Source organism: Carnobacterium maltaromaticum DSM 20342 (assembly GCF_000744945.1).
Classification (GTDB): domain Bacteria; phylum Bacillota; class Bacilli; order Lactobacillales; family Carnobacteriaceae; genus Carnobacterium; species Carnobacterium maltaromaticum.
Map to the genome: position 1 here is coordinate 3,222,039 of NZ_JQMX01000001.1, position 25,249 is coordinate 3,247,287.

The following is a 25,249-nucleotide window of genomic DNA, read 5'->3' on the forward strand; positions in this document are numbered from 1 at the left end:
AAAAAGTTGTTTCTATTTCTAGTTTTTTTATTCATTTTATAACTTCAATCCCAAGAACTGTCAAATGTCCATTCCCAACTAATTTTATTAAGAGATGCGCCATTTGTTCTGGTGGAAAATCACTTTCGCTAGTTAGCCACCAGTGAACCATACTAATAAAAATAGAACTCATATAGTCAATGATAAAATCAATTGGAACTTCGACATCATTTTCAGTAATTTTTAATTGATTAAAAATTTCAGCATATCGCTGTTCTATCAGAGTATGGACTTTCTTTTTTAATGAGTTAGCCGAATTACCTTCAGTTAAAATAAGATAAAAAGTTCGATTTTCTCTAATTACATAAAAAATTTCAGTAATCATATGTTCTAATTTGTTTATTTGAATTTGGTTGCCATTTTCTAAAAGTTCAGAATCTAATATTTTAGTAAAGGTATCTAAAGCATAGGAAAAAACTTCATCATACAAATCATTTTTGTCTTTAAAATGAGCATAAAAAGTTGCTCGATTAATCATGGCTTCTGTAGCAATGTCTTGAATTGTAACGGCTTCATAACCTTTTAATTTAACCAATTTAACAAAAGCCTCGAAAATCATTTTTTTGCTACGTAAGATGCGTAAATCTGTTTTTTTAGCTGAATAGTGCATATTTTTTCCTTCTTTCTAAAAATTTTAGAAAATAAGCAACAAATAAATGATTGTGTTGTTTATCACACATAATGTTTATAATTGCTGATTGATTTTATTACCTTGTTTCCATTAAACTTATATTATCTACATTATATAGGATATCAGACAAGTTGTTGGTTATTCAACAATCTGATGGATTAGTAAAAATATAATAGTGAATTTTTGAACAAAGTATGAACATTGAGAATCAATTGAGAATAACTAAGAAATTTTGGAGGGGAAAATAATGAAAAAAGAAATTCGTGGAGGAATTGATGTTGGTTCAACTACAGTGAAATTGGTAATTATCGATGAACTAAATACTGTTTTATTTTCCAAATATGAGCGACATTACTCGGCGATTAAAGAAGCAAGTTGCCGTATTTTAAAAGATGCTTATCAAGTCTTAGGGGATTGCCAATTAAGGCTAATGATTACTGGTTCAGGTGGAATGGGACTGGCCGAATTACTTGAAATTGAATTTGTTCAAGAAGTAATTGCTTGCACTAGAACTGTTGAAGAATTGATTCCAGAAACAGATGTCGTCATTGAATTAGGTGGAGAAGATGCAAAAATTACTTTTTTTGATGGTGCTTTGGAACAACGGATGAATGGAAGTTGTGCGGGGGGAACAGGTGCTTTTATTGACCAAATGGCAAGCCTGCTAAAAACTGATGCAGCAGGAGTAAATGAACTAGCTAAAAATTATCAAACAATATACCCAATTGCGTCTCGCTGTGGTGTTTTTGCTAAGACAGATATTCAGCCGTTAATTAATGAAGGAGCTAGAGTAGAAGATATTTCTGCGAGTATTTTCCAAGCAGTTGTCAATCAAACGATTGCTGGGCTAGCTTCTGGCCGGAAAATTCGTGGAAAAGTGGCTTTTTTAGGTGGTCCATTATTTTTTATGAGCGAATTAAGAAATCGATTTATAGAAACTTTAAATTTAAAAGAAGAAGACGTTATCTTTCCTGATGATCCACAGTTATTTGTAGCCAGAGGTGCTGCATATTTTTCGGAAGATAAAAAATTAACAACATTAAATTGTCTAATTGAAAAAATTGAATCAGCTAAACCTGAAAATTTAAAACCAACAGATAGCCTACCTCCATTATTTAAAAATGAAGCTGAATTGGAGCAATTTAGAACACGTCATAGCCAAGCTAATATTAATGAGAAAAAATTATCAGATCATAAGGGAGTAGCTTTTTTAGGTATTGATGCAGGTTACACTACAACTAAAATTACTTTAATAAATTTAGCTGGGGATCTTTTATTTAAATTTTATGGTAATAATGAAGGACAGCCTTTAGAAAAAACAATAGAGATATTAAAAACACTCTATAAACAAATGCCGGATGATGTTTTTATTGGTAAAACAGCAATTACCGGATATGGTGAGCATCTAATTAAACATGCGTTGAAAATAGACATTGGTGAAGTAGAGACAGTTGCTCACTACAAAGCTGCCAATCGTTTTCAATCAGATGTTGACTTTATTTTAGATATTGGTGGACAAGATATGAAAGCTATGACAATTAAGCAAGGTGTTCTTTCTTCAATTCAACTAAATGAAGCTTGTTCATCTGGATGTGGTTCTTTTATTGAGACTTTTGCTAAATCATTAAATGTTCCAGTTGCTGAGTTTGCTGAAGCAGCCGTTCATGCTAAGCAACCAGTAGATTTAGGTTCTCGCTGTACGGTTTTTATGAATTCTAAAGTTAAGCAAGTTCAAAAAGAAGGGGCAACTGTGGGGGATATTTCAGCTGGATTATCCTATTCGGTCATTAAAAATGCTTTATATAAAGTAATTAAAATCAAGCGTCCAGAAGACTTAGGCAAACGAATTGTTTGTCAAGGTGGGACTTTCTATAATGAAGCTGTATTACGTTCGTTTGAACTTATCAGTGGTTGCGAAGTTATTCGTCCGAATATAGCTGGTTTAATGGGAGCCTATGGTTGTGCTATTTTAGCCTTAGAAGCATATGAGGAAGGAAATAACTCGACAATTTTAGGCGTGAAAGAATTAGACCTATTTAATTCTAAAAAAGAATTTACTCATTGTGGATTATGCGAAAATAATTGTTTGATGACGGTGACTTTTTTTTCTGATGGTCGTCAATTTACAACAGGGAATCGCTGTGAGCGTGGGGCTAGAGTTAAGCTGAATAAATCTGATAAGAAAGTGAATTTAATTGATTATAAATACAAACGCTTATTTAGCTATAAATCATTGCGGAAAAAAGAAGCAACGCGTGGTGTGATAGGCATTCCTCGTGTTTTAAATATGTATGAAAACTATCCTTTATGGCATACTTTTTTTACTAAACTAGGCTTTCGTGTGGAGTTGTCGCCACGCTCAAATAAAAAATTGTATGAGCAGGGAATGGAAACTATTCCTAGTGATACCGTTTGCTATCCAGCTAAATTGGCTCACGGACATATTGAGGCTTTAATTAAAAAAGATATATCAGCTATTTTTTATCCAGCAGTTGTTTTTGAACAAAAGGAATTTAGTCAAGCGGAAAATAATTTTAATTGTCCCATTGTACAGTCTTATCCAGATGTAATCCGCAATAATGTTGATGAAATTAGAGAAGGAAAAGTAAATTATTATAACCCTTATTTAAACTTGGCTAATAAAGAATCAATGATAAAAGTATTATTTAAAACATTTGAATCAACTGACATAACACTAGCTGAAGTGACAGAAGCTCTTGAATTAGGTTATCAAGAATTAGAAAAATTCAAATTAGATATCCGTAATAAAGGCGAAGAAACACTTTTGATGTTGAATCTAAAAAATGAAAAAGGGATTGTTTTAGCAGGGCGTCCCTATCAAATAGATCCTGAAATTAATCATGGTGTTGCAGATGTTATTACTCAAGAAGGATTTCATATTTTGACAGAAGATAGTATTTCCCATTTAGGTGATGTTGCGAATTTACGGGTCGTAAATCAATGGGTGTATCATGCTAGACTATATGCGGCAGCTAACGTTGTGAAAAAATCTCCTCAACTTGAAATGATTCAGTTAAATTCTTTTGGTTGTGGATTAGATGCTGTTACAACAGATCAAGTTGCCGAAATACTTGAACAAGCTGGTAAAATATATACTGTTTTGAAAATTGATGAAGGGTCTAACTTAGGAGCAATTCGTATTCGTATTCGCTCGCTTAAAGCAGCTGTTAAAGAACGTAGTAAAATGCAATTTAAAACAATTGATACAAGTTCTATTTCTAGTGAAGAAAGAATCATTTTTACAAAAGAAATGAAAAAGAAGCATACTTTACTAATGCCAATGATGAGTCCTATTCATCAGAATGGATTATTTGATATAGCATTACAAGCATCAGGTTACAATGTTGCTGTGTTACCAGAATTAGATAAAAAAGCTATCGATGAAGGTTTAAAATTTGTTCATAATGATGCTTGCTATCCTGCGATTATTACTATTGGACAATTAATTAAGGCTTTGCAAAGTGGCAACTACGATTTAGATAATGTAAGTGTTATGATGACGCAAACGGGTGGTGGATGTCGTGCGACAAACTACATTCCATTACTAAGAAAAGCATTGAAAGATGCAGGATTTTCTAAAATACCTGTTGTCTCTATTTCAATGGGAAATCAAGGTGTGGAAAGCAATCCAGGATTTACTTATAATTTAAAAATGTTAAAGCGAATTTTAGTTGCTGCACTTTACGGAGATTTATTTGAAAGGGTTGTTTACCGAACTAGACCTTACGAAATGAAATCTGGTAGCGTTGATGATTTACACCAGAAATGGTTATCTGCCGTAAAACGAAATGTTAAAAATGGATCCATGACGGAATTTAATCGAACTATAAAAGGGATTATTAAAGATTTCGATACAATACCGTTAACAAATGAAATCAAACCACGTGTAGGGGTTGTTGGAGAAATATTAGTTAAATATTCACCGACAGCAAATAATGATTTAGTTCGCTTGTTAGAAGCTGAAGGAGCAGAAGTTGTAGTACCGGATATTATTGGATTTATGAATTACAGTTTGTATAACCAAATTTGGAAGTATGAAAATATGGGAGTTCCATATAAAACAAAGCTAGTTTCAGAAGTTGCGATTAAGCTAATTGAATTATGTGAGAAACCGATGGATAAACTATTACGTGCTTCTGATCGATTTAACGGAATTGACTCCATTTACGACATAGCAGAAGGAGCAGAAAAAGTTCTTTCAATTGGAAATCAGACTGGAGAAGGATGGTTTTTGACTGGTGAAATGATTGAGTTATTAAAGGCAGGCCTCAATAATATTGTGTGTATGCAACCTTTTGGCTGTTTACCTAACCATGTTGTAGGAAAAGGTGCAATCAAAGAATTGCGTCGTCAATATAATAATGCGAATATCACTGCAATTGACTATGATCCTGGTGTTTCTGTGGTCAATCAATTAAATCGGATTCGATTAATGCTTTCAACCGCAAATAAAAATCTGGCGCAAGATCCAGAATCCAGAAAGAAACGGATAAAATTAAGATAAACGAATGATTTATTAAAAGAGAAGAAGTTTGTTGTTTGTAAACAACAAACTTCTTTTTTCTATTTTAAGAGAAAGGAATTGACTTGTGTGGTCTATACCAGTTATAATTGGACTATACCAAATACGAGGTGAAGAAAATGAGTACAAAAGTATTAAAACACGCAACAATTTACACAGGAGAAGAAAAGATTGAAGACGGATTTGTACGATTTGACAAGGAAGTTCTTGCGGTTGGAGAAATGAAGGATTTCATTGATGCGCCACATGAAGAAATCATTGATGCTCATGGTAAAATTATTGTTCCAGGTTTTATTGATATTCATAGCCACGGTGGCTACGGCTGGGATGCAATGGATGGAAATGCAGATGAAATTGATGCAATGGTTAAAGACATGCAAAAAGAAGGGATTACCTCTTATTTTGCGACAACTATGACACAATCTCATGAAAATATTGCAAAAGCGATGGTAGCAATTAAAGAAGCTGCTGAGCGTAATCCAGTTATTCAAGGTATCCATTTAGAAGGTCCATTTGTTTCAAAAGTATTTAAGGGGGCTCAACCTGAGGAATACATTGAAGTACCGGATGTTGAAGTATTTGACGAATGGAATAAACTAAGTGGAAATCGAATTCGTTTAGTTACCTATGCACCTGAAAATAGTGATGCTTCAGCTTTTGAAGAATACTGTGTTGAACATAACATTGTGCCATCCATTGGCCACAGTAATGCAACTAGAGCTCAATTAATGGATTCAAAAGCTTCTCATATTACGCATTTATATAATGCACAAAGAGGCTTACATCATCGTGAACCAGGGGTTACCGGACATGCCTTTTTAGAAGAAAATATCTATACTGAGATGATTGTTGACGGCTATCATATCCATCCAGATATGGTGAAATTAGCCTTTATGTTGAAAGGTCCAGAACGAATTGAATTAATTACAGATTCAATGCGCGCTAAAGGAATGCCTGAAGGTGAAAGTGAACTAGGTGGACAAAAAGTTATTGTCAAAGACAAACAAGCACGTTTAGAAACCGGCAATTTAGCTGGTAGCGTTCTTGAATATCAAGATGCTTTCCGCAATATGATGGCCTTTACAGGTTGTTCAATTGCAGATGTAGTCAAAATGACATCAGTCAATCAAGCTCGTGAGTTTGGATTAACTAAAAAAGGTGCCATTGAAGTCGGAAAAGACGCAGATATGGTTATATTTGATCAAGAATTACAATTAGAAAATACAATTAGTTTAGGTAAATTAATTAAATAAAAAGGTAACTTAATCAATAAGCTAAAATAAAGAGTGTAAGAATATACTAACTATAGTAAGGGGAATTTTATCATGAAAATTATTGTTGTTAAGAATCAAGAAGAAGGCGGAAAAAAAGCTTTCGAATTAATTAAATCTGGGATGGAAAAAGGGGCTAAAGTATTAGGCTTAGCTACAGGAAGTACACCAGTGACTTTATATCAAGAAATGGTTTCAAGTGAATTAGATTTTTCTGATATGACATCAATTAATTTAGATGAATATGTAGGCTTAAGTGGCGATGATTCACAAAGCTATCGTTATTTTATGAATGAAAAATTATTTAATAAAAAACCATTCAAAGAAACCTTTGTTCCAAATGGTTTAGCAGATGCAGATGTAGAATGTGCACGTTATGATAAAATAATTGCAGAACATCCAGTTGATATCCAAATTTTAGGAATCGGTGGGAATGCACATATCGGTTTTAACGAACCTGGTACGCCTTTTGATGTGACAACGCATAAAGTAGCTTTAACAGAAGAAACAATAGAAGCGAATAAACGTTTCTTTGATAAAGCCGAAGATGTACCACGTTTTGCTTATTCTATGGGAATTAAATCAATTATGGAAGCAAAAGAAATCATTTTGATGGCTTATGGCGAAAGTAAGGCAGAAGCTATTAAAGCAACAGTTGATGGTGAAATTACAGAAGACGTTCCTTCAAGCATTTTACAAAAACATGACAATGTAGTTTTGATTGTTGATGAAGAAGCTGCTAAATTGATTCAAAAATAGGAGTGGAAAAAATGGGAGCAAATACACCTGTTTATATTCAAATTCACAACCAGATAAGAAAAGAGATTGAAGCTGGGAAGTGGGAAATCGGAGCCAAAATTCCGTCTGAACGTGAATTAGCTACTCAATTTAATGTTAGTAGAATGACACTACGTCAAGCTGTTCAAACATTAGTAGATGAAGGGATTTTAGAACGTAAAATTGGGTCCGGAACGTTTGTAGCTCGCAAAAAAGTGCAAGAAAAAATGAGTGGGATTGAAAGCTTTACAGATATTATGTTGTCCCAGGGACGTAAACCGACAAGTAAAACAATTTCTTATCATGTTAAGCCTGCTAGCACGAGCGAATCTGAAAAATTACAATTAGATGAAGAAGCTTTAGTTTTGAGAATGGAACGAATCAGATATGCAGATGGAATCCCAATTTGTTTTGAAGTAGCCACAATTCCTTACCATTTAGTTGAAAGTTTAAGCAAGGTTGAAGTGACTCGTTCTCTATACAAAACCTTAGAGCAAGAAAAAGGGTTTAAAATTGGGCAGGCGGAACAGACAATCTCAGCTATGTTAGCCTCAGAACGGATATCTGATTATCTAGCGATTAAACGTAATGAAGCAGTATTACGCTTAAAACAAATTAGTTATTTTAGTGATGGACAACCTTTTGAGTATGTAAGAACTCAGTATGTTGGTAGTCGCTTCGAATTTTATTTAGAAAAAAACAATTAAAAAGCAGATGTAGTAAGAGCCAAAGCTCTTACTACATCTGCTTTTATTATAATCAAGGATTAGAAGGGGCATTCCCTTCATTTGTGCTACCAGGTGGTTGTATCCCGCCTGTACCTGCACTGCCAGATGAAGAATTCTCATCCACTGGTGGATCAGGGGTTTCAGGTATTTCAGGTTCTGGCGTAGAAGGAACCTCAGGAGTAGGTGTTTCAGTAATTGGTGGATTCTCAACAGGAGGAGCAGCTGGTTGCTGTTCTTCTGGAATCCATCTTGGTGTTTCTTGTACTGGAGGGACATATGGTTCTTCTGTATAAGAATACGTATCAACAGAATTGTTTTCCGTTGTTGAATCTATTGTCTTTTTATCGGTACTTACATCCGTTGTAGGAATCGACTCAGCTGTTAAACCAAGATGTTTTCGAAGTTGGTTTGACACCTCTTGCAGAGATTCAGAACTAGGTTGCCAAACATAGACATCTTGTCCATAGGAAGGAATATAATAGAGAAATCCGTCAGGTCCCTCTAATGTTAGGTTTGTAATATTATTTGCAGTACTCGCATAATTTTTAGCGAGTTCCCAAAGTTCACTACCAGTAAAGTTTGTTTCTACATTTTTTCCAACGGCATTAAAAATTTTATTAAAATTGGTTAAGCTATTAATGCTTAATGCATTTTTTACAATTTTGCTAATGACTTCTTTTTGACGTTCTTGTCGACCAAAATCTCCAGCAGGGTCTTGTTTACGCATCCTAGCGTATTGTAAAGCTTGATTGCCATTTAAATCAAAATTACCAACATCTAATTCTACACCATCTAGCTCAAAAGCATATTTATTATCAACATTAATTCGACCAACAGCGTCAACTAAATCAACCATACCTTCCATATTAATTTTTGTGTAAAAATTAATGGGAATGTTTAGATAGTTCTCGACAGTTTCAACAGCAAGATTAATTCCACCATATGCAAAAGCCGCATTGACCTTATCTTTGCCATAACCAGGAATCGTTACCAATGTATCACGAGGAATTGAGACTAATTTAACACTATCTTCAATCGGATTTACAGTTGCTACCAAAATTGAATCGCTTCGTCCAGCATCTTCAGGTCGTTCATCTACACCTAAAAGTAAAACTGAAAAGGGTTCTTTATTTTTTAAAGCAACTGGTTTTGATCTAGGATTAGCATTAGTCGAACTTAGATCTTCTCCTTGAATATTTTCAACAGCCCTGTTTGCTGCTAAAGCAAAATAAGTTGCGTAAGAAATTAAAGCAATTATTAAAGTAAATAAAATTGTTAAGAGAATCGTTTTATTTTTTTTAGTCAGGCGTTTTTTATTATTGATACGACTAGATCGGCTTTTAATATCCGGACTTATTTCTTTTTCTGTGTTTTTTTTGTTAGAGCTATGTTTATCTGATCTCATTAATTTTCTCCTAAATTTTAATTATTCTCTAAGTGTAGATGATTTTTAAGGAAAATGCAATTGTATTCTGTATTTTTAATTTGTATAATGTATAATAGGTAAGAAATAGAAAAGTGTTTGATGAAAGTAGGTTTCTTTATGTATAATATGTTTCATATTGTGGTGATGTTAGTCGGCACTATGATTTTATCCTTGATTTTGACTCCATTGGTAAGAAAATTAGCTTTTAAAATTGGTGCAACGGATAAACCTGATGCTCGCAGAGTGAATAAAAAAGAAATGCCAACTATCGGTGGTTTAGCTGTTTATTTAGCTTTTTTCATAGCTATATTTTTTATGCTTCCAATTCCATTCGAGCAAGCTTTTCCGTTGTTTTTAGGAGCTACAGTAATTATTATTACAGGGTTGATAGATGATATTAAAGAACTTAGCCCGAAAATGAAGCTTCTTGGAATTATTATTGCAGCTTTAATTATCTATTTTATGGCAGATATAAAAATGGATATGTTTACCATTCCGTTTTTCGGAACCTTCAAATTAGGTTGGTTAAGTTTTCCAGTTACTCTAATTTGGATTTTAGCTATTACAAATGCTGTGAATTTAATTGATGGACTTGATGGTTTGGCAACAGGTGTGTCAATAATTGCTTTAACAACAATGGGAATTATCGGTTATTTCTTTTTGACTGTTGCAAGTGTGAATATTCCAATTATGATATTTGCATTAGTTGCTGCTTTAATTGGATTTTTACCGTATAATTTTTTTCCAGCCAAAATCTTTTTAGGAGATACTGGCGCCCTGTTTTTAGGTTTTATGATTTCTGTGATGTCTTTGCAGGGGTTAAAAAATGTGACCTTTATATCTGTGATTATTCCAGTTGTCATTTTAGGTGTTCCAATTACAGATACGATTTATGCAATGTTACGGAGAAAATTAAATAATAAACCCATTTCAAGTGCAGATAAAATGCATTTGCATCATCGTTTAATGGCTCTAGGTCTAACTCATCGTCAAACTGTTTTAGCTATTTATAGTTTAGCTGTGATTTTTTCTTTTACAGCATTACTTTACAAGGTTTCAACATTATGGGGTTCGGTCTTTTTAACAGTAGGTCTACTTTTTGGATTAGAATTATTTGTAGAGCTAATTGGACTGGTTGGAGAAAATCATCAACCGCTCCTATCTCGCTTTAAGAAATTTGCAAAAAAGAACAATCAAGAAGAAAAATAAAAATATCGAAGTACTCAGAATAAAAACTGAGTACTTCGATATTTTTTTACCAATTGTTATTGGAACCAGAATTTTCAGTGTTATCATTTGAGTTTGACCAAGAATTAGTTGACTTGTATTGACTATAGCCATTTGTTACAAATTGATAATCTGCAGCATCTTGTTCGTTAGGCTCGTCTAAACCTAATGAAACTCTAAAGCGATGGCTAATAAAATCAACGCTATCTTGATAAAGTTCAACCATGCTAGCATCTTCTAATTCAAAATCAGTCCAATCAAAAACATAAGAGTTAAATGTATATCGACCATCTAATCCAGTTTGGGCAATTGACAACATTTCGTTAAATTTTAAGTTCGTACGCATATTTTTACCAGCTGCTTTAATCACATCTGAATACTTGTTAATAGATCCAACATTCATAGCTTTATCAACGATGGCTTGTAAAATAAGTTGTTGACGCTCACCACGTTTAATATCGTTGTCAATATGGCGAGTTCTAGCAAGAGCTAAAGCTTCTTCACCATTTAGAAGTTGTTTTCCTTTTTCTAAGTGAACCTCACCAGTACCTAGTGTATTTGTATCAGTAAAACTTACAGGAACATCTACTTCAATTCCATCAAGTGCGTTGACAATTTCTAAAAAGGAATCAAAGTTAAAGGTTACATAATAATTAATGGGAACATTTAGTAAATTTTCAACAGTTTCAATGGTAGCTTGTTCTTCACCATAAGTATAGGCAGAATTGATTTTGTCTTTTCCATTATATTTTTTTGAAACAATTGTTGTATAGCTATCGCGCGGAATACTAACCATATTAATTTTATGTTCTTTAGGGTTAATGGTCAGATAGATTAGTGCATCAGTTCGAGCACTACCAAGTTGTCTTGCTGAATCATCATCAATTCCCATGACTAATACAGAAATTGTGTCTTCAATTGGATTGACTTTAATTTCATTACCTTTTGAAGTGCTTGCTTTGTCTCGATCCAACTCATAATAAGAATCGTCAACAGTCTTCTTTGCTTCAGCATAGAGTTTTGCTCCATAAGTAACACCAGCCAAAATAATAATCATAATGGGAATTAAAATCATTAAAATTATTTTGTTGCGGTTCTTCTTGTTAGTTACTTTATGCGATGTAGTCGGTCTTTTATTTTTTTTCACAGTCATTCTCCTCATTAAATAAAAATAGGCTGAATATTCTTAAATATTTTATCATATAAAATCGGGAACTGATAGTTTAATTATAAAATGTAACGATTTCTTAAGATTCAGTAAGGACCACTGTTTCCTGATAATTTTTTTGACCATTTTCAAATGAGACCTGGCCGTTTAGAAGATTAGTAATTTCTTCTTTAAAAGTATCCACTTGATCTTCAAGGACAAAACAAACGAAGATAACATTTTCTGTATAGAGTGTTTCTTTGATTGAATAGGGTGAATGGCTAAAAAAATTCTCGAGTTTACCAACTGCTGTATAGGAAATCCTAACATTTATTTCTTGTTGTAAGCTGCGTTCAACAATACCGATAGCATCCAATGCACTGCTAACACTTTTTCCATAAGCGCGAATCAAACCACCAGCTCCAAGTTTTGTTCCACCAAAATAACGTGTTACTACAGCGACAACATTTTTTAATTGGCGTTTCTTCAAGACTTCTAGCATAGGTATTCCTGCTGTCCCAACAGGTTCGCCATCATCTAATGCACGTTGGACTTGATCTTTATCACCAATTAAATAAGCGGCACAATTGTGATTGGCTTTCCAATGTTCTTTTTTTATTTTTTGAATAAACTGCTGAGCATCCGCTTCTGTATCAACTTCTTTTAAATGGCAAATAAAACGAGATTTTTTTATTTCGATTTCATGGCTGCCAGAACTCTTAATTGTATAATATTGTTTTAGTAGGAGCATATTATTCACCCTTTCTAGCGGTTGATTACTTTCTATTATATGATAAATAAAAGTAAATTGTTAGAGAAATGGATAAAATAAGAAAACTAGCGCATTTAATCTAGTACATTTTGCCAATTTAAAATGTTAATTTTTTCAAAGAGTTAAAAGTTAACTTGTTATTATTTTTTGTTAAATAGTACTAGAACTTATTAAATTGTCAAGACGATACAATGAAAATATGCTATAATTATTTGTTGAATCACTTGAATGGATTTTAAATTAGAAATAAAAGCTTAAATATAAGTGTGAAGAGCAATGGGGTGAAAAATTGAAAATAGCAGTTGTAACAGATAGTACAGCGTATTTAACACATGACCAATACCAAAAGAATAATATTTTCATGTTACCTCTGTCTGTAATTATCGGAGAAGATGTATTTCGTGAAGAAGTTGATATTACAAGCGCTGAGTTTTATGAAAAAGTTAGAGGAATGGAAAGTTTACCAACGAGTTCCCAACCAACAACAGGTGAGATTGTGAGTTTACTAGAACGTCTTAGTAAAGAGTATGATGCTGTGATTAGTATTCATCTATCTAGTAAAATTAGTGGAACCTATCAAAATGTTTCTGTTGCTGCATCAATGGTTGAATCAATTAAGGTCTATCCATACGATTCTGGCATTAGCTGTATGGCGCAAGGGTATTTTGCTTTAGAAGCAGCTGGAATGGCTAAACATGGTGCTACACCTGAGGAAATTTTAGGGACATTTGATGAAATGCAAACAACTTTACGAGCTTACTTTATGGTAGATGATTTAAATCATTTAGTTAGAGGAGGCCGTTTATCAAATGGAGCAGCTATTTTAGGATCCATGCTGAAAATTAAACCTATTTTACATTTTTCAGATAAAGAGATTGTTGTTTTTGAAAAAATTCGCTCTTCTAAAAAAGCATTAAAAAGAATCGAAGGCATGCTAGAAGAGGACACGCATAAAAATTATCCGATTGTAGCCACTATTATTCATGCAAATGCGGAAGAAGAAGCACTGAAATGGAAAAAACAGATGGAAAAGAAAATGCCTGAAGTTCGGTTTGAACTTAGTTATTTTGGTCCAGTTATTGGAACACATCTAGGTGAAGGTTCATTAGGTATGGCCTGGGTTGAAGACAGGGCTAAATCCCACCCGACTGCCTAGAACAAAAAAATTAAATGTATTTTGACTTACCGATAGAAAAATCTATCGGTTTTTTTGCATATATTTATTGGGCAGGGAGGAACACTATGAAACAATTAATGGGACGAGAATTACTAGCAAATGAATTTAATAGTAATACGAATGAAATGAATCAGCAGATAGAAGTTAGACCTGGTTTTTTAATTAAGGGTAGTCAAATATCTTGTCAGCGCTGTGGGTGCAAATCAAATAAACTCCGAATAGAAGCCCCATGTTATTGTCAAAATAAATGTTTTTATTGTTTGAATTGTTTACAAATGGGAAAAATAAGGAGATGTAGTTTGTTATATTCCTTAGTTGAGTTGAATCAGTTTGATTCGTTAAGCTCACCAATTATGACTTGGCAAGGGATTCTATCGAAACAACAAGAAAAAGCTTCAAAAGAAATTACCGAATCTGTAATAAAGAAGGAAACGAGGTTGATTTGGGCAGTGACAGGAGCTGGTAAGACAGAAATGATTTTTGCAGGAATTGAACAAGCTTTAAAGAATGGCGAGCGGGTCTGCATTGCTTCACCAAGAGTTGATGTTTGTCTAGAGTTAGCTCCACGAGTTCAGAGTGCTTTTCCAAATGTTCCAATTGCTTTACTCCACGGAACTAGTCAAGAACGAGATACTTATAAGCAATTAATTATTGCGACTACACATCAGTTAATGCGATTCAAAGAAGCTTTTGATGTGTTAATTATTGATGAAATTGACGCTTTTCCGTTTACTGCAGATAAAACATTAGCTTTTGCAGCAGAAAAAGCCAGAAAAAAAAGAAGTTGTTTAATTTATTTATCTGCAACACCTTCAAAAAAAATGCAAAAAGAGCTTCAAAATAAAGAGTTAATTGCGTCTATTTTACCAGCAAGATATCACGGTCATCCATTACCAGAACCTAAATGTATTTTTTTAGGTGAAAAAATGGAGGGAAAGAAGGCTAATAAGAGATTGTTGAATATTTTACACCACTTTGTCAATCAAAAGCGACGATTTTTATTGTTTTCACCAAATATAAAGAAGATGCAAGAGTTAGAAAAAATAGTTCAAGCCGAGTTTTTTACTAAAACTATTGCGAGTGTTCATTCAGGAGATCCTGAACGTCAAGAAAAAGTGCTAGCTATGCGAAAAGGGGAATTGGATTTTTTATTGTGTACGACGATTCTCGAAAGAGGAGTGACATTTACAGATATTGATGTTTTAGTTTTAGGGGCAGAAGATCGAACCTTTACAGAAGCTGCATTAGTACAAATTTCTGGCAGAGCAGGGCGACACCGTGATTACCCAACTGGTCAGGTAGTTTTTTTATATCATAGTTTAACTCGAGATATGAAACGAGCAATTAAGCAAATAAAGAAAATGAATCAGCTCGCTAGGCAAAAAGGATTTATTCTTTCATGAAAAAATGTTTAATGTGCTAAGAGGGCTTAAATGAACTGATTACTCTTAGAAAAATACTTTTTTTTATTAAGTTACAACAAGAAAGCATATGTAAAGACTGTCGGGATAAATTTAATCCATTAACCAATCAGATCGTTTGTCAAGGATGTGGACGTATTAGCTTTGAAAAGGGATATTGTAATGATTGTATCAATTGGAAGAAAATAGAGCCAACCGCTACTTTGAATCATCAAAGTTTATTTGAATACAATGATTGGATGAAAGAATGGATTGAGGGGTTTAAATTTAAAGGGAATTACCAATTAGGCTGTGTTTTTTCAGAAGAACTGAAAAAATTTATATATTTTAAAAAACAACAAGGTTTTCTCGTTGCTCCAATTCCAAGTAGCCAACACAGTTATGCTAATAGAGGTTTTAATCAAGTTGAGGCATTATTAGATTTTGCAAAAGTAACTTATCAGTCAATTTTATTGAATGAAAGTCAAGAAATGAAACAATCTAGCAAAAATAGACAAGAACGTTTACTATTAAAACAGCCTTTTAGCATCAAGAAAGAGTGGCAAGGAAAGCTTGAAGGAAAATCAATTTTACTTGTAGATGATGTCTACACAACTGGTAGAACGATTTTATATGCAAAAAAATTAATAGAAGATTCAGGCGCAAGCTTGGTACGAAGCGTTTCTTTAGCAAGGTGAAAAAATAGTCAGAGAATAATGACGGATTTCATTTGTCAATTAAAGCGCTATCGCTTATAATTGAGTTAAGGACAACATCATTTGAGTGGTCCTCATGATGTGTCACCATTCTGACAGTGTCAGTTGAAAGGGGAGAGCGTTTATGTTTAAATATAATGTTCGTGGCGAAAATATTGAGGTAACAGCAGCAATCCGTGAGTATGTTGAGAAAAAAGTAGGCAAATTAGAAAGATATTTTAGCGATGTGCCTGATGCAACGGCTCACGTAAACTTAAAAGTCTACTCTGATAAAACTGCTAAAGTGGAGGTAACTGTTCCACTACCTTATTTGGTTCTACGTGCCGAAGAAACCTCACCTGATCTGTATGCAAGTGTGGATTTAGTTGTAGACAAATTAGAAAGACAAATGCGTAAATATAAAACAAAAATTAACCGCAAATCTCGTGAAAAAGGTTTCGACTTTGTTGTACCTAATGCTGCTGAGCTAGATGTAGCCACTGGTGAACTTGATATTGTGAGAACAAAACGTGTTTCATTAAAACCTATGGACAGTGAAGAAGCTGTTTTACAAATGGATATGTTAGGTCACAATTTCTTCATTTTTGAAGATGCAGAGACTAATGGTATCAGTATTGTTTACCGTCGTACAGATGGAAAATACGGATTAATTGAAACAAACTAAAGATTAAAAAGCAGAAGTTACTTGTTAAACTTAACAAGTAACTTCTTTATTTTGGTTAAAAATAGAAAAAAATAAAAAAAAAAGGTATAATAAATTAATGTCGTTTTTATAAATGAAGGGAGCATTAGCTTTTTAATTTAATCTCCATTAAAAAAAATGACAACTTTTTGAACAGAATTGTTTTAGAAATCGCTTTAATCAATTTGCTAGAGCCGTTTTGATGAAAAAAGGGTTTCAATTGTAGGGAAGTAATGATAAAATTGTAAGGATGGCAGTAGTCTGCTTAGCAAAGGTTAATTTATTATCTGACAGCTACTACAGATTTTAAAAACATAGACAAGATTAAATTAAAAGAATATATGAAAAAGAGGAGAAATAGTGATGGCTAATTTTTTAAAGCAGTTAATTGAAAACGATAAAAAAGAAATTAAAAGCCTAGAAAAAGTTGCTGATAAGATTGATGCTTATGGCGATCGAATGGCGGCTTTATCTGACGAAGAGTTACAAGCAAAAACACCTGAATTTAAGAAACGTTACCAAGCGGGTGAAACATTAGATGATCTTTTACCAGAGGCATTTGCAGTTGTTCGTGAAGCTGCTAAACGTGTTTTGGGATTGTACCCTTACCGTGTCCAATTAATGGGTGGAATGACTTTGCATAAAGGGAATATCCCTGAAATGAAAACAGGTGAAGGGAAAACCTTGACTGCGACAATGGCGGTTTACTTAAATGCATTAGCAGGCGAAGGGGTTCATGTTGTTACAGTAAATGAATATTTAGCAAGTCGTGATGCAACAGAAATGGGAGAGTTATATACTTTCTTAGGATTAACTGTTGGGTTGAATTTAAATTCTAAAAGTTCAGAAGAAAAACGTGAAGCGTACAATGCTGATATTACCTACAGTACAAATAATGAATTAGGTTTTGATTACCTAAGAGACAACATGGTTGTTTACCGTGAACAAATGGTTCAACGTCCATTAAACTATGCGATTGTGGATGAAGTCGATTCAATCTTAATTGATGAAGCGAGAACGCCGCTAATTATTTCAGGACAAGCTGAAAAATCAACAGCGTTGTATACACGTGCTGACTTTTTTGTGAAAAGTTTGACAGCTGAAGCAGATTATACTATTGATGTTCAATCAAAAACAATTGCATTAACTGAAGAAGGTATGGTTAAAGCTGAGAAAACCTTTAAAGTTGAAAACTTATATGATATTGATAATACAGCCTTGATTCACCACATTGATCAAGCATTACGTGCGAACTACATTATGTTACGTGATATTGATTATGTTGTTCAAGAAGGTGAAGTACTGATTGTTGATCAATTTACAGGTCGTATTATGGATGGTCGTCGTTATTCAGATGGTTTACACCAAGCGATCGAAGCTAAAGAAGGCGTTGAAATTGAAAATGAATCAAAAACAATGGCCAATGTAACGTTCCAAAACTTCTTTAGAATGTATAAAAAATTATCTGGAATGACTGGTACTGCTAAAACAGAACAAGAAGAATTCCGCGAAATTTACAATATACAAGTAGTTGAAATCCCAACGAATAAGCCGATTATTCGTGATGATCGTCCTGATTTATTGTATCCAACATTAGAAAGTAAATTTAATGCAGTGGTTGAGGACATTAAAACACGTCATGCTAATGGACAGCCAATTTTAGTTGGTACTGTAGCTGTTGAAACATCTGAATTATTATCAGATCTATTAACTAAAGCTAAAATCCATCATGAAGTTTTAAATGCTAAAAATCACTTTAAAGAAGCTGAAATTATCATGAGCGCAGGTCAAAAAGGAGCAGTTACCATCGCAACGAATATGGCTGGACGTGGTACAGATATCAAGTTAGGTGCTGGCGTTATTGAAGCTGGTGGTTTATGTGTTATTGGCACTGAGCGTCATGAGTCACGACGTATTGATAATCAATTACGTGGTCGTGCTGGTCGTCAAGGAGATCCTGGGGTGACTCAATTCTATCTATCATTAGAAGATGAATTGATGAAACGATTTGGTTCTGAAAGAATCCAAGCAATTTTAGAACGTTTAAGAGTTCAAGAAGAAGATGCGGTTATCCAAAGTAAAATGATTTCACGTCAAGTTGAATCTGCACAAAAACGTGTTGAAGGAAACAACTATGATACTCGTAAAAACGTTTTAGAATATGATGATGTTATGCGTGAACAACGTGAAATTATGTACGGACAACGTTTGGAAGTTATTATGGCAACTGAATCATTGAAAAAAATTACAATGGCTATGATTCAACGTACAGTGAATCGTATGGTAAGTGTTAACACACAAGGAAATAAAGAAGAGTGGAACTTACAAGGTATTCATGATTTTGCAACATCTGCAATTGTCCATGAAGATAGCTTGACTGTTCAAGATTTAGAGAACAAAACACCAGAAGAAATTGAAGCTTTATTAATGAAACGTGTTGAAGACATCTATACAACTAAAGAACAACAATTTAACGAACAAATGCTTGAATTTGAAAAAGTTGTTATTCTACGTGTTGTTGATAGTAAGTGGACAGATCATATCGATACAATGGATCAACTACGTCAAGGAATTGGTTTACGAGCATATGCGCAAACAAATCCACTGGTTGAATACCAAGCTGAAGGATTCAAATTATTTGAAGAAATGATTGCAGCAATCGAATATGATGTAACACGTCTATTGATGAAATCAGAAATTAGACAAAATCTACAAAGAGAACAAGTGGCTCAAGGTTCACCAGCCCGTTCAACAGGTGATGGGGACGTAGTAGAAGCTGCAAAACATAAACCAGTTAAGAACGATGATAAGATTGGTAGAAATGATCCATGTCCATGTGGCAGTGGCAAAAAATATAAAAATTGTCATGGCAAGGATAAATAGATAGTTCTCTACTGAACACGATTTGGTTGATGCCAAATCGTGTTCTTTGTTACCATAATAATAAATAGACTATAGAATAAGGACGTGTTTTTATGGAATTAAGTGAAATCAGAAATAATTTAGCAACAGCAGAGGAAAGAATTGCTGGTTTCAGGAGGTCTCTTTGACTTAGAATCAATGGAACGAGATATTGCTGAATTTGATGAGTTGATGGGCGAACCTGGATTTTGGGATGACGGAATTAAAGCACAAAGTGTGATTAATGAAGCCAATATTATTAAAGAAAAATACAATCAATTTCAACAGTTAGCAGAGACGAAAGAAGAGTTAGACCTGCTTTTAGAGATGGTTAAAGAAGAAGAAGATGCGGAATTAGAAAAAGAGTTAGAAGAAAATCTAACTACTTTTTTAGCTGTATTAGATCAATTTGAATTAGATATGTTATTAAGTGAACCTTATGATAAAAACAATGCCATTATTGAGTTACATCCTGGAGCTGGCGGAACAGAGTCGCAAGATTGGGGTAGTATGTTATTACGAATGTATACAAGATGGGCAGAGAAAAAAGGCTTTAAGGTTGAGTATTTGGATTACCAGGATGGGGACGAAGCAGGAATTAAGAGTGTCACTTTGTTAATTAAAGGTCATAATGCTTATGGATATTTGAAGGCTGAAAAAGGGGTTCATCGTCTTGTTCGTATTTCTCCATTTGATTCTGCTGGACGTCGCCATACTTCATTTGTTTCTATTGATGTAATACCAGAAATGGAAGATAATGTGGATATTCAAATCAATACAGATGATTTGCGAATTGATACTTACCGAGCTAGCGGAGCAGGTGGGCAACATATTAATAAAACCGATTCAGCAGTTCGAATTACGCATCTTCCAACAGGAGTTGTTGTTGCAAGCCAAGCTCAACGGTCACAAATGAAAAATAAAGATCAAGCAATGGGAATGCTAAAAGCTAAATTATACCAACTTGAATTAGAAGAAAAAGAGAAACAAATGGCTGAAATTCGTGGAGAACAAAAGGAGATTGGATGGGGATCACAAATCCGTTCTTATGTTTTTCATCCTTATTCAATGATTAAAGATCATCGCACTAACTATGAAACTGGAAATGTCCAAGGCGTCATGGATGGTGATTTAGATCCCTTTATTGATGCGTATCTGAAAAGTAAAATTGTTACAAAAAGCTAAAAAGTATTAAAATTGATTCAAACATACTCCAGTATTTCCTTAAAAAAACAAAAGAATATTACAAGGTTAATTGTCTTTTCCCAAAAAAAAGCTATTTAATGGCGTTAAGTGGGAGGGATAGTGTGAAAAACATTTGTTTAACTAGCTTAAGCCTAATTTTATTGTTATTAAGTCTGAAATATTTTAAATAAGACATTTCGTTACAGACTTTGCTTATTTTGAAATAAACTTGTAAAGAAATTAGTACAGACATGAGCTTGTATAATGCTATAATGAGAAGGCATTAGGGAAAATAGTTCCCGAAGATTAGGATGAAACACCTGATAAGGATAGCAAAACTAGAAAAGTAAGGTGATTATATGATAGAAATGCTGAATGTCTATAAGAAATATCCCAATGGCATTACAGCCGCGAACGGCTTAACAGTTCGAATCGAGCAAGGTGAATTTGTCTATGTGGTTGGACCAAGTGGTGCGGGTAAATCAACCTTTATAAAAATGATGTACCGTGAAGAAAATGCAACAAAGGGCAGTATCAAAGTAGGAGATTTTGATTTAGTTACAATGAAAGATCGAGATGTTCCTTTTTTAAGACGTCATGTTGGAGTTGTTTTCCAAGACTTTAAATTATTACCACGTTTAACAGTGTATGAAAATATTGCTTATGCAATGGAAGTAGTTGAAAAAAATCCTAAAACAATTAAAAAACGAGTTTTAGAAGTTTTAGATTTAGTTGGATTAAAACATAAAGTTCGAATGTTTCCAAATGAGTTATCAGGTGGAGAACAACAACGTATTGCAATCGCGAGAGCCATTGCAAATATGCCAAGAGTTCTAATAGCTGATGAGCCAACAGGGAACTTAGATCCAGATACTTCATGGGAAATTATGAATATTTTGGAAGAAATCAACAATCAAGGTACAACAGTTGTCATGGCGACTCATAATAGTCAAATTGTAAATGTTGTAAAACACCGTGTTCTTGCGGTTGAAAATGGACGAATTGTCCGAGATCAATTGGAAGGAGATTACGGTTATGAAGCTTAGAACGTTTAAAAGACATTTAGTAGAGAGTTTAAAAAGCTTAAAACGAAATGGTTGGATGTCTGTTGCGGCGATTAGTGCTGTAACAGTAACTTTACTATTAGTAGGGAGTTTTATCTCTATCCTACTGAATATTAATAAATTAGCTACTGATGTTGAAAATGATGTCAGTGTGCGTGTCTACATTGATTTAGCTGCGACGAAAGATCAGAAAACTCAATTAAAAGAAGAATTACAAAAATTATCAAATGTTGATTCAATCGACTATTCAAGTCGTGAGAGCGAATTAGAAAAAGTAGTTGGAAGTTATGGATCTGAATTTACTTTATTCGGCGGCGATGATAACCCATTATATGATGTTTATGTAGTGAGTACTGAGTCACCACAGGATACAGAAAAAGTTGCAAAGGCAGCTGAAAAATTAACGTATGTTGCAAAAGTAAATTACGGTGGTTCAGATGCTAAAAAACTATTTAAATTTGTTTCAACGATACGAAATGTCGGATCAGTTATTATTGTGGCCTTGTTATTAACAGCTATTTTCTTAATTTCTAATACAATTCGTATTACAATTTTGTCACGTAGTACAGAAATTGAAATTATGAAACTAGTAGGGGCAACAAACGGCTTTATTAGATGGCCTTTCTTATTAGAAGGTGCATGGATTGGATTCTTTGGTGCTGTTTTGCCAATAACGATCCTAAGCTTCATTTATGTAGCGATTTATAACTTTAGTACAGGAGCGTTGCAAGGAACATACTTTGCTTTGTTAACGCCAAATCCATTCTTAATCCAGATTGGTGGACTTTTACTAGGGATTGGAATTATCATCGGTGCATTCGGTTCATTAATTTCAATGCGTCGTTTCTTGAAAGTTTAAAAATAAAAAATTAGATAACATAATTATAAGGGAAACCGGGGGAAACAATTCGTGAATAAAAAAATGTTAACTTTAGTAGTAGTTGGTACAGTTGGTTTAAGTTCATTAGCTTTACCATTTAGCGCAGCAGCAGCGGTAGACGATGATATTAATCGTACATCACAAAAAATCAGTGAAATTTCGGGTAAAAAAGATGCAGCACAAACTGAAATTGGAACTATTACTGATACTATTGCTAAAAATGAAGAAAATTCAGTTAAATTAGTTGCAGAAATGAAAGAAACTCAAGCAACTTTGAAAACTTTAACAACTGAAGTAACTGCGTTAAATGAAAAAATTGCGCAACGTGAAGATAAGTTAAAAGAACAAGCTCGCACTATTCAAGTGAATGGTGATACACAAAATTATATAGACTTTGTCTTATCAGCAAAATCATTCGGTGATGTTGTAGGTCGTGTTGATGTTGTTAGCCAAATGGTTTCTGCAAATCAAGATTTAGTGAAAGAGCAAAAGTCAGATAAAGAAGAAGTTGCTTCTAAACAAAAAGAAACAGAAACTAAATCACAAGAACAAGCTCTTTTAGCTGCAAAGTTAGAAGCGACTAAAGCTGATTTAGAACAACAAAAACTTGAAAAAGAAGCAATTGTTGCAACTTTAGCTTCAGAACAATCTGGAGCTGAAAGTGAAAAAGCTTCTTTCCTAGCTAAAAAAGAAGATGCTGAAAAAGCAGCTAAAGCAATTGCAACCGCAAATGCTGCACCAGTTGTAGCTGTTCAAACAAGTACAACTGCACCTGCAGCTACACCAGTTGCGGAAAATAATGCACCAGCTGCTCCACCTGTTAATAACTCTGGTGGCGTATTAGGGGCTGCTTATAGTGTAATTGGAACACCTTATTTATATGGTGGAACAACAACTGCTGGATTTGATTGTTCTGGTTTTACACAATTTGCCTTTGCAGCAATTGGGGTTAGTTTACCTCGTGTTGCTAGTGCGCAATACTCAGCAACGACTCGTATTTCACAAGCAGAAGCACAGCCAGGAGATTTAGTTTTCTTTAACCAAACTGGTTCAATTGATCATGTTGGAATTTACTTGGGTGGTGGACAGTTTATCGGTTCACAATCTTCATCTGGCGTAGCAGTAGCTTCAATTTCTCCATACTACTGGGCTCAATACCTAGTTGGTTTTGGACGTGTCAACTAATTTAGTTTAATATTTAATTATTACCCCGGATAAAATAGCCTTCAGTCAATCTCATTTTGCGAGATTGACTGAAGGCTATTTTTGAATTCAAAATAATTTATTTTCATTGTTGAAAGTTATTTGGTAAATTGCTTTTAGATTGAGACTAGTAAGTGAGGATTATTTTGTTATAATAAGATAGATAAGTGTTAGAAAGTAGCATTTATTAGAATCAGGTTCAAAATAGATTTTACTAGTTAAAACGTGTGAAATTTTGTTAAAATAAATAATAGAGATAGAAAGGGTGAATTATTTGGATTCAGTTGCAGGTATTATTTTTAAGGCAATCATTTTATTTTTTGCTCAACCTCTTTTTTGGTTAGGCGCTTTAGTAGCTTTGCTAAGTAGCATACTACGAATAAAGAGAGAACGAAAGATTTATCGAGTTGCAATTCATAAAGGTTTTAATGAAGTTCGTAATTATTTAATCAGTGGTCTGTTACCTGGACTTATCATATCAGCGATAGTTATTTTATTAGGAATTACAATTAACATAGAGTGGTTATGGGTTTATCCAATAGTTGTTGCCTTTTGTTTTATTTTACTAGGGTATCGCTTTATTCATCCTATGTTTACTATTCCGATTACTATAGGTATATTATTTATAACATCGTATCTAATTAAAGCTGATTCAGGATTTTCAGTTGGTAAGTTAGATTTTAATATGGACTTTATAAATACAGGATTAGTTCAAAACAGTCTAATTCTTACTATATTGTTGATACTTGCTACCTATTTTTTATTTAAGCAAGCGTTGAAATATTTATCACCAAATTTTCGAAAAACAAGTCGAGGTAAATGGATTGCTAGTTACTTAGTTAAGCCATTAACATTTTTGCCATTGTTTTTACTAGTACCAGGTCAACAATTTACTGAGTTGTTTAGTTGGTGGCCAGTTTTTTCAATAGGCAACGAAACGTATACTTTAGTAGCTATTCCAGTTTTAATTGGTTTAAGAATTAAAATTGAAACACAGCCTTTAAAAGTAGCGATTAAAGGAATTCAAAAAGATATAGTACTGGTGAGTATAGTGGGGATAGTTGGTACAGTTTTAAGCTACTATGTTTATTACGCTGCGGAAGTTACATTGTTGCTCATATTTATAGGTGGTGTAGCTACGTTAATAAGACACAATATTCGCGAAAAAAAGTGGCAGTTTTTGTATGGTCCTGTTGGAGATGGCATCAAAATTGTTGGGATTCGACCGGATACTCCTGCAACTAAAATGCAGCTAGAAATTGGAGAAACAATCGTAGTCTGTAATAATCAAGCAGTTAAAAATGATGATGAATTTTATCAAGCACTTTTAATTAATAGCGCATACTGTCATTTGAAAATTAGAGGATTAGATGGTGAATATCGGTTAACAGAAACAGCGATATTTGCTGATTCTCCCCACGAATTAGGAATTGTTACGATTCCTGATAAAATAAACTAAAGTTAGTATCTTTTTACGTAG

19 protein-coding genes are annotated in these 25,249 nt (G+C 33.7%); 15 read left to right on the forward strand and 4 right to left on the reverse strand.

Annotated elements, in window-relative coordinates; translation table 11 throughout:
* Positions 1–31: 31 nt before the first annotated feature.
* Positions 32–649, reverse strand: coding sequence for a TetR/AcrR family transcriptional regulator (locus BR77_RS15020; RefSeq protein WP_035065550.1), 618 nt, complete (start codon positions 647–649; stop codon positions 32–34).
* 268 nt (positions 650–917) lie between these two features.
* Here BR77_RS15020 and BR77_RS15025 point away from each other — a divergent pair, with 268 nt between their 5' ends.
* The 4 genes from BR77_RS15025 to BR77_RS15040 all read left to right on the forward strand — a co-directional run bounded on the left by BR77_RS15025 (position 918) and on the right by BR77_RS15040 (position 7,968).
* Positions 918–5,195, forward strand: a complete 4,278-nt coding sequence (locus BR77_RS15025) for a 2-hydroxyacyl-CoA dehydratase (protein ID WP_035065553.1) — start codon at positions 918–920, stop codon at positions 5,193–5,195.
* A 137-nt stretch (positions 5,196–5,332) separates the two neighbouring features.
* Entirely contained in the window at positions 5,333–6,466 is a 1,134-nt protein-coding gene (gene nagA / locus BR77_RS15030; RefSeq protein ID WP_010051540.1) for an N-acetylglucosamine-6-phosphate deacetylase, read from the forward strand.
* A gap of 72 nt (positions 6,467–6,538) precedes the next feature.
* A complete protein-coding gene (locus BR77_RS15035) occupies positions 6,539–7,243 on the forward strand; it encodes a glucosamine-6-phosphate deaminase (protein WP_010051543.1) in 705 nt (234 codons plus the stop codon).
* A gap of 11 nt (positions 7,244–7,254) precedes the next feature.
* A complete protein-coding gene (locus BR77_RS15040) occupies positions 7,255–7,968 on the forward strand; it encodes a GntR family transcriptional regulator (RefSeq protein WP_035065557.1) in 714 nt (237 codons plus the stop codon).
* A gap of 52 nt (positions 7,969–8,020) precedes the next feature.
* Here BR77_RS15040 and BR77_RS15045 read toward each other — a convergent pair whose 3' ends face one another.
* Positions 8,021–9,394, reverse strand: a complete 1,374-nt coding sequence (locus tag BR77_RS15045) for an LCP family glycopolymer transferase (protein WP_051926755.1) — start codon at positions 9,392–9,394, stop codon at positions 8,021–8,023.
* 147 nt (positions 9,395–9,541) lie between these two features.
* Between BR77_RS15045 and BR77_RS15050 the strand changes: the two genes are divergently transcribed.
* Entirely contained in the window at positions 9,542–10,624 is a 1,083-nt protein-coding gene (locus BR77_RS15050; RefSeq protein ID WP_016356582.1) for a glycosyltransferase family 4 protein, read from the forward strand.
* 46 nt (positions 10,625–10,670) lie between these two features.
* On the opposite strand, the gene BR77_RS15055 is transcribed toward BR77_RS15050, so the two are convergent.
* Together BR77_RS15055 and BR77_RS15060 are read right to left on the reverse strand one after the other, a co-directional pair.
* Complete coding sequence (locus BR77_RS15055) at positions 10,671–11,789, reverse strand: LCP family protein (protein WP_015077209.1); 1,119 nt, start codon at positions 11,787–11,789, stop codon at positions 10,671–10,673.
* 100 nt (positions 11,790–11,889) lie between these two features.
* The gene (locus BR77_RS15060) at positions 11,890–12,540 is read right to left on the reverse strand and encodes a YigZ family protein (RefSeq protein ID WP_016356581.1); all 651 of its coding nucleotides are present in this window, start codon (positions 12,538–12,540) and stop codon (positions 11,890–11,892) included.
* Positions 12,541–12,850: 310 nt separating this feature from the next.
* Between BR77_RS15060 and BR77_RS15065 the strand changes: the two genes are divergently transcribed.
* The 10 genes from BR77_RS15065 to BR77_RS15110 all read left to right on the forward strand — a co-directional run bounded on the left by BR77_RS15065 (position 12,851) and on the right by BR77_RS15110 (position 25,228).
* Entirely contained in the window at positions 12,851–13,717 is an 867-nt protein-coding gene (locus tag BR77_RS15065) for a DegV family protein (protein WP_015077206.1), read from the forward strand.
* A gap of 86 nt (positions 13,718–13,803) precedes the next feature.
* Positions 13,804–15,141 carry an ATP-dependent helicase ComFA gene (locus BR77_RS15070; RefSeq protein WP_016356580.1) on the forward strand — a complete coding sequence of 446 codons (1,338 nt, stop codon included), beginning with the start codon at positions 13,804–13,806 and terminating at the stop codon, positions 15,139–15,141.
* A gap of 221 nt (positions 15,142–15,362) precedes the next feature.
* Entirely contained in the window at positions 15,363–15,836 is a 474-nt protein-coding gene (locus BR77_RS15075) for a ComF family protein (protein ID WP_236700868.1), read from the forward strand.
* Positions 15,837–15,978: 142 nt separating this feature from the next.
* Positions 15,979–16,518 (forward strand): ribosome hibernation-promoting factor, HPF/YfiA family, encoded by a 540-nt coding sequence (gene hpf, locus BR77_RS15080; RefSeq protein ID WP_010051557.1) that lies wholly within the window; start codon positions 15,979–15,981, stop codon positions 16,516–16,518.
* A gap of 381 nt (positions 16,519–16,899) precedes the next feature.
* Complete coding sequence (gene secA, locus BR77_RS15085; protein ID WP_035065561.1) at positions 16,900–19,419, forward strand: preprotein translocase subunit SecA; 2,520 nt, start codon at positions 16,900–16,902, stop codon at positions 19,417–19,419.
* 92 nt (positions 19,420–19,511) lie between these two features.
* Positions 19,512–20,622, forward strand: a protein-coding gene (prfB, locus tag BR77_RS15090) for a peptide chain release factor 2 (protein ID WP_119906694.1) whose coding sequence is annotated in 2 segments (ribosomal slippage) — positions 19,512–19,583 and positions 19,585–20,622 — 1,110 coding nt in all. Because the reading frame shifts where the segments join, the coding sequence is not laid out codon by codon here.
* 359 nt (positions 20,623–20,981) lie between these two features.
* The gene (ftsE, locus tag BR77_RS15095; protein WP_010051563.1) at positions 20,982–21,668 is read left to right on the forward strand and encodes a cell division ATP-binding protein FtsE; all 687 of its coding nucleotides are present in this window, start codon (positions 20,982–20,984) and stop codon (positions 21,666–21,668) included.
* Positions 21,658–22,545: a permease-like cell division protein FtsX gene (ftsX, locus tag BR77_RS15100; RefSeq protein WP_010051565.1), complete on the forward strand. Its 888-nt coding sequence runs from the start codon at positions 21,658–21,660 to the stop codon at positions 22,543–22,545. The genes ftsE and ftsX overlap by 11 nt, the downstream gene beginning before the upstream one ends.
* 51 nt (positions 22,546–22,596) lie before the next feature.
* Positions 22,597–23,751, forward strand: coding sequence for a C40 family peptidase (locus tag BR77_RS15105; protein ID WP_015077200.1), 1,155 nt, complete (start codon positions 22,597–22,599; stop codon positions 23,749–23,751).
* A gap of 283 nt (positions 23,752–24,034) precedes the next feature.
* Positions 24,035–25,228, forward strand: coding sequence for a PDZ domain-containing protein (locus BR77_RS15110; RefSeq protein WP_231857776.1), 1,194 nt, complete (start codon positions 24,035–24,037; stop codon positions 25,226–25,228).
* Positions 25,229–25,249 lie beyond the last annotated feature (21 nt).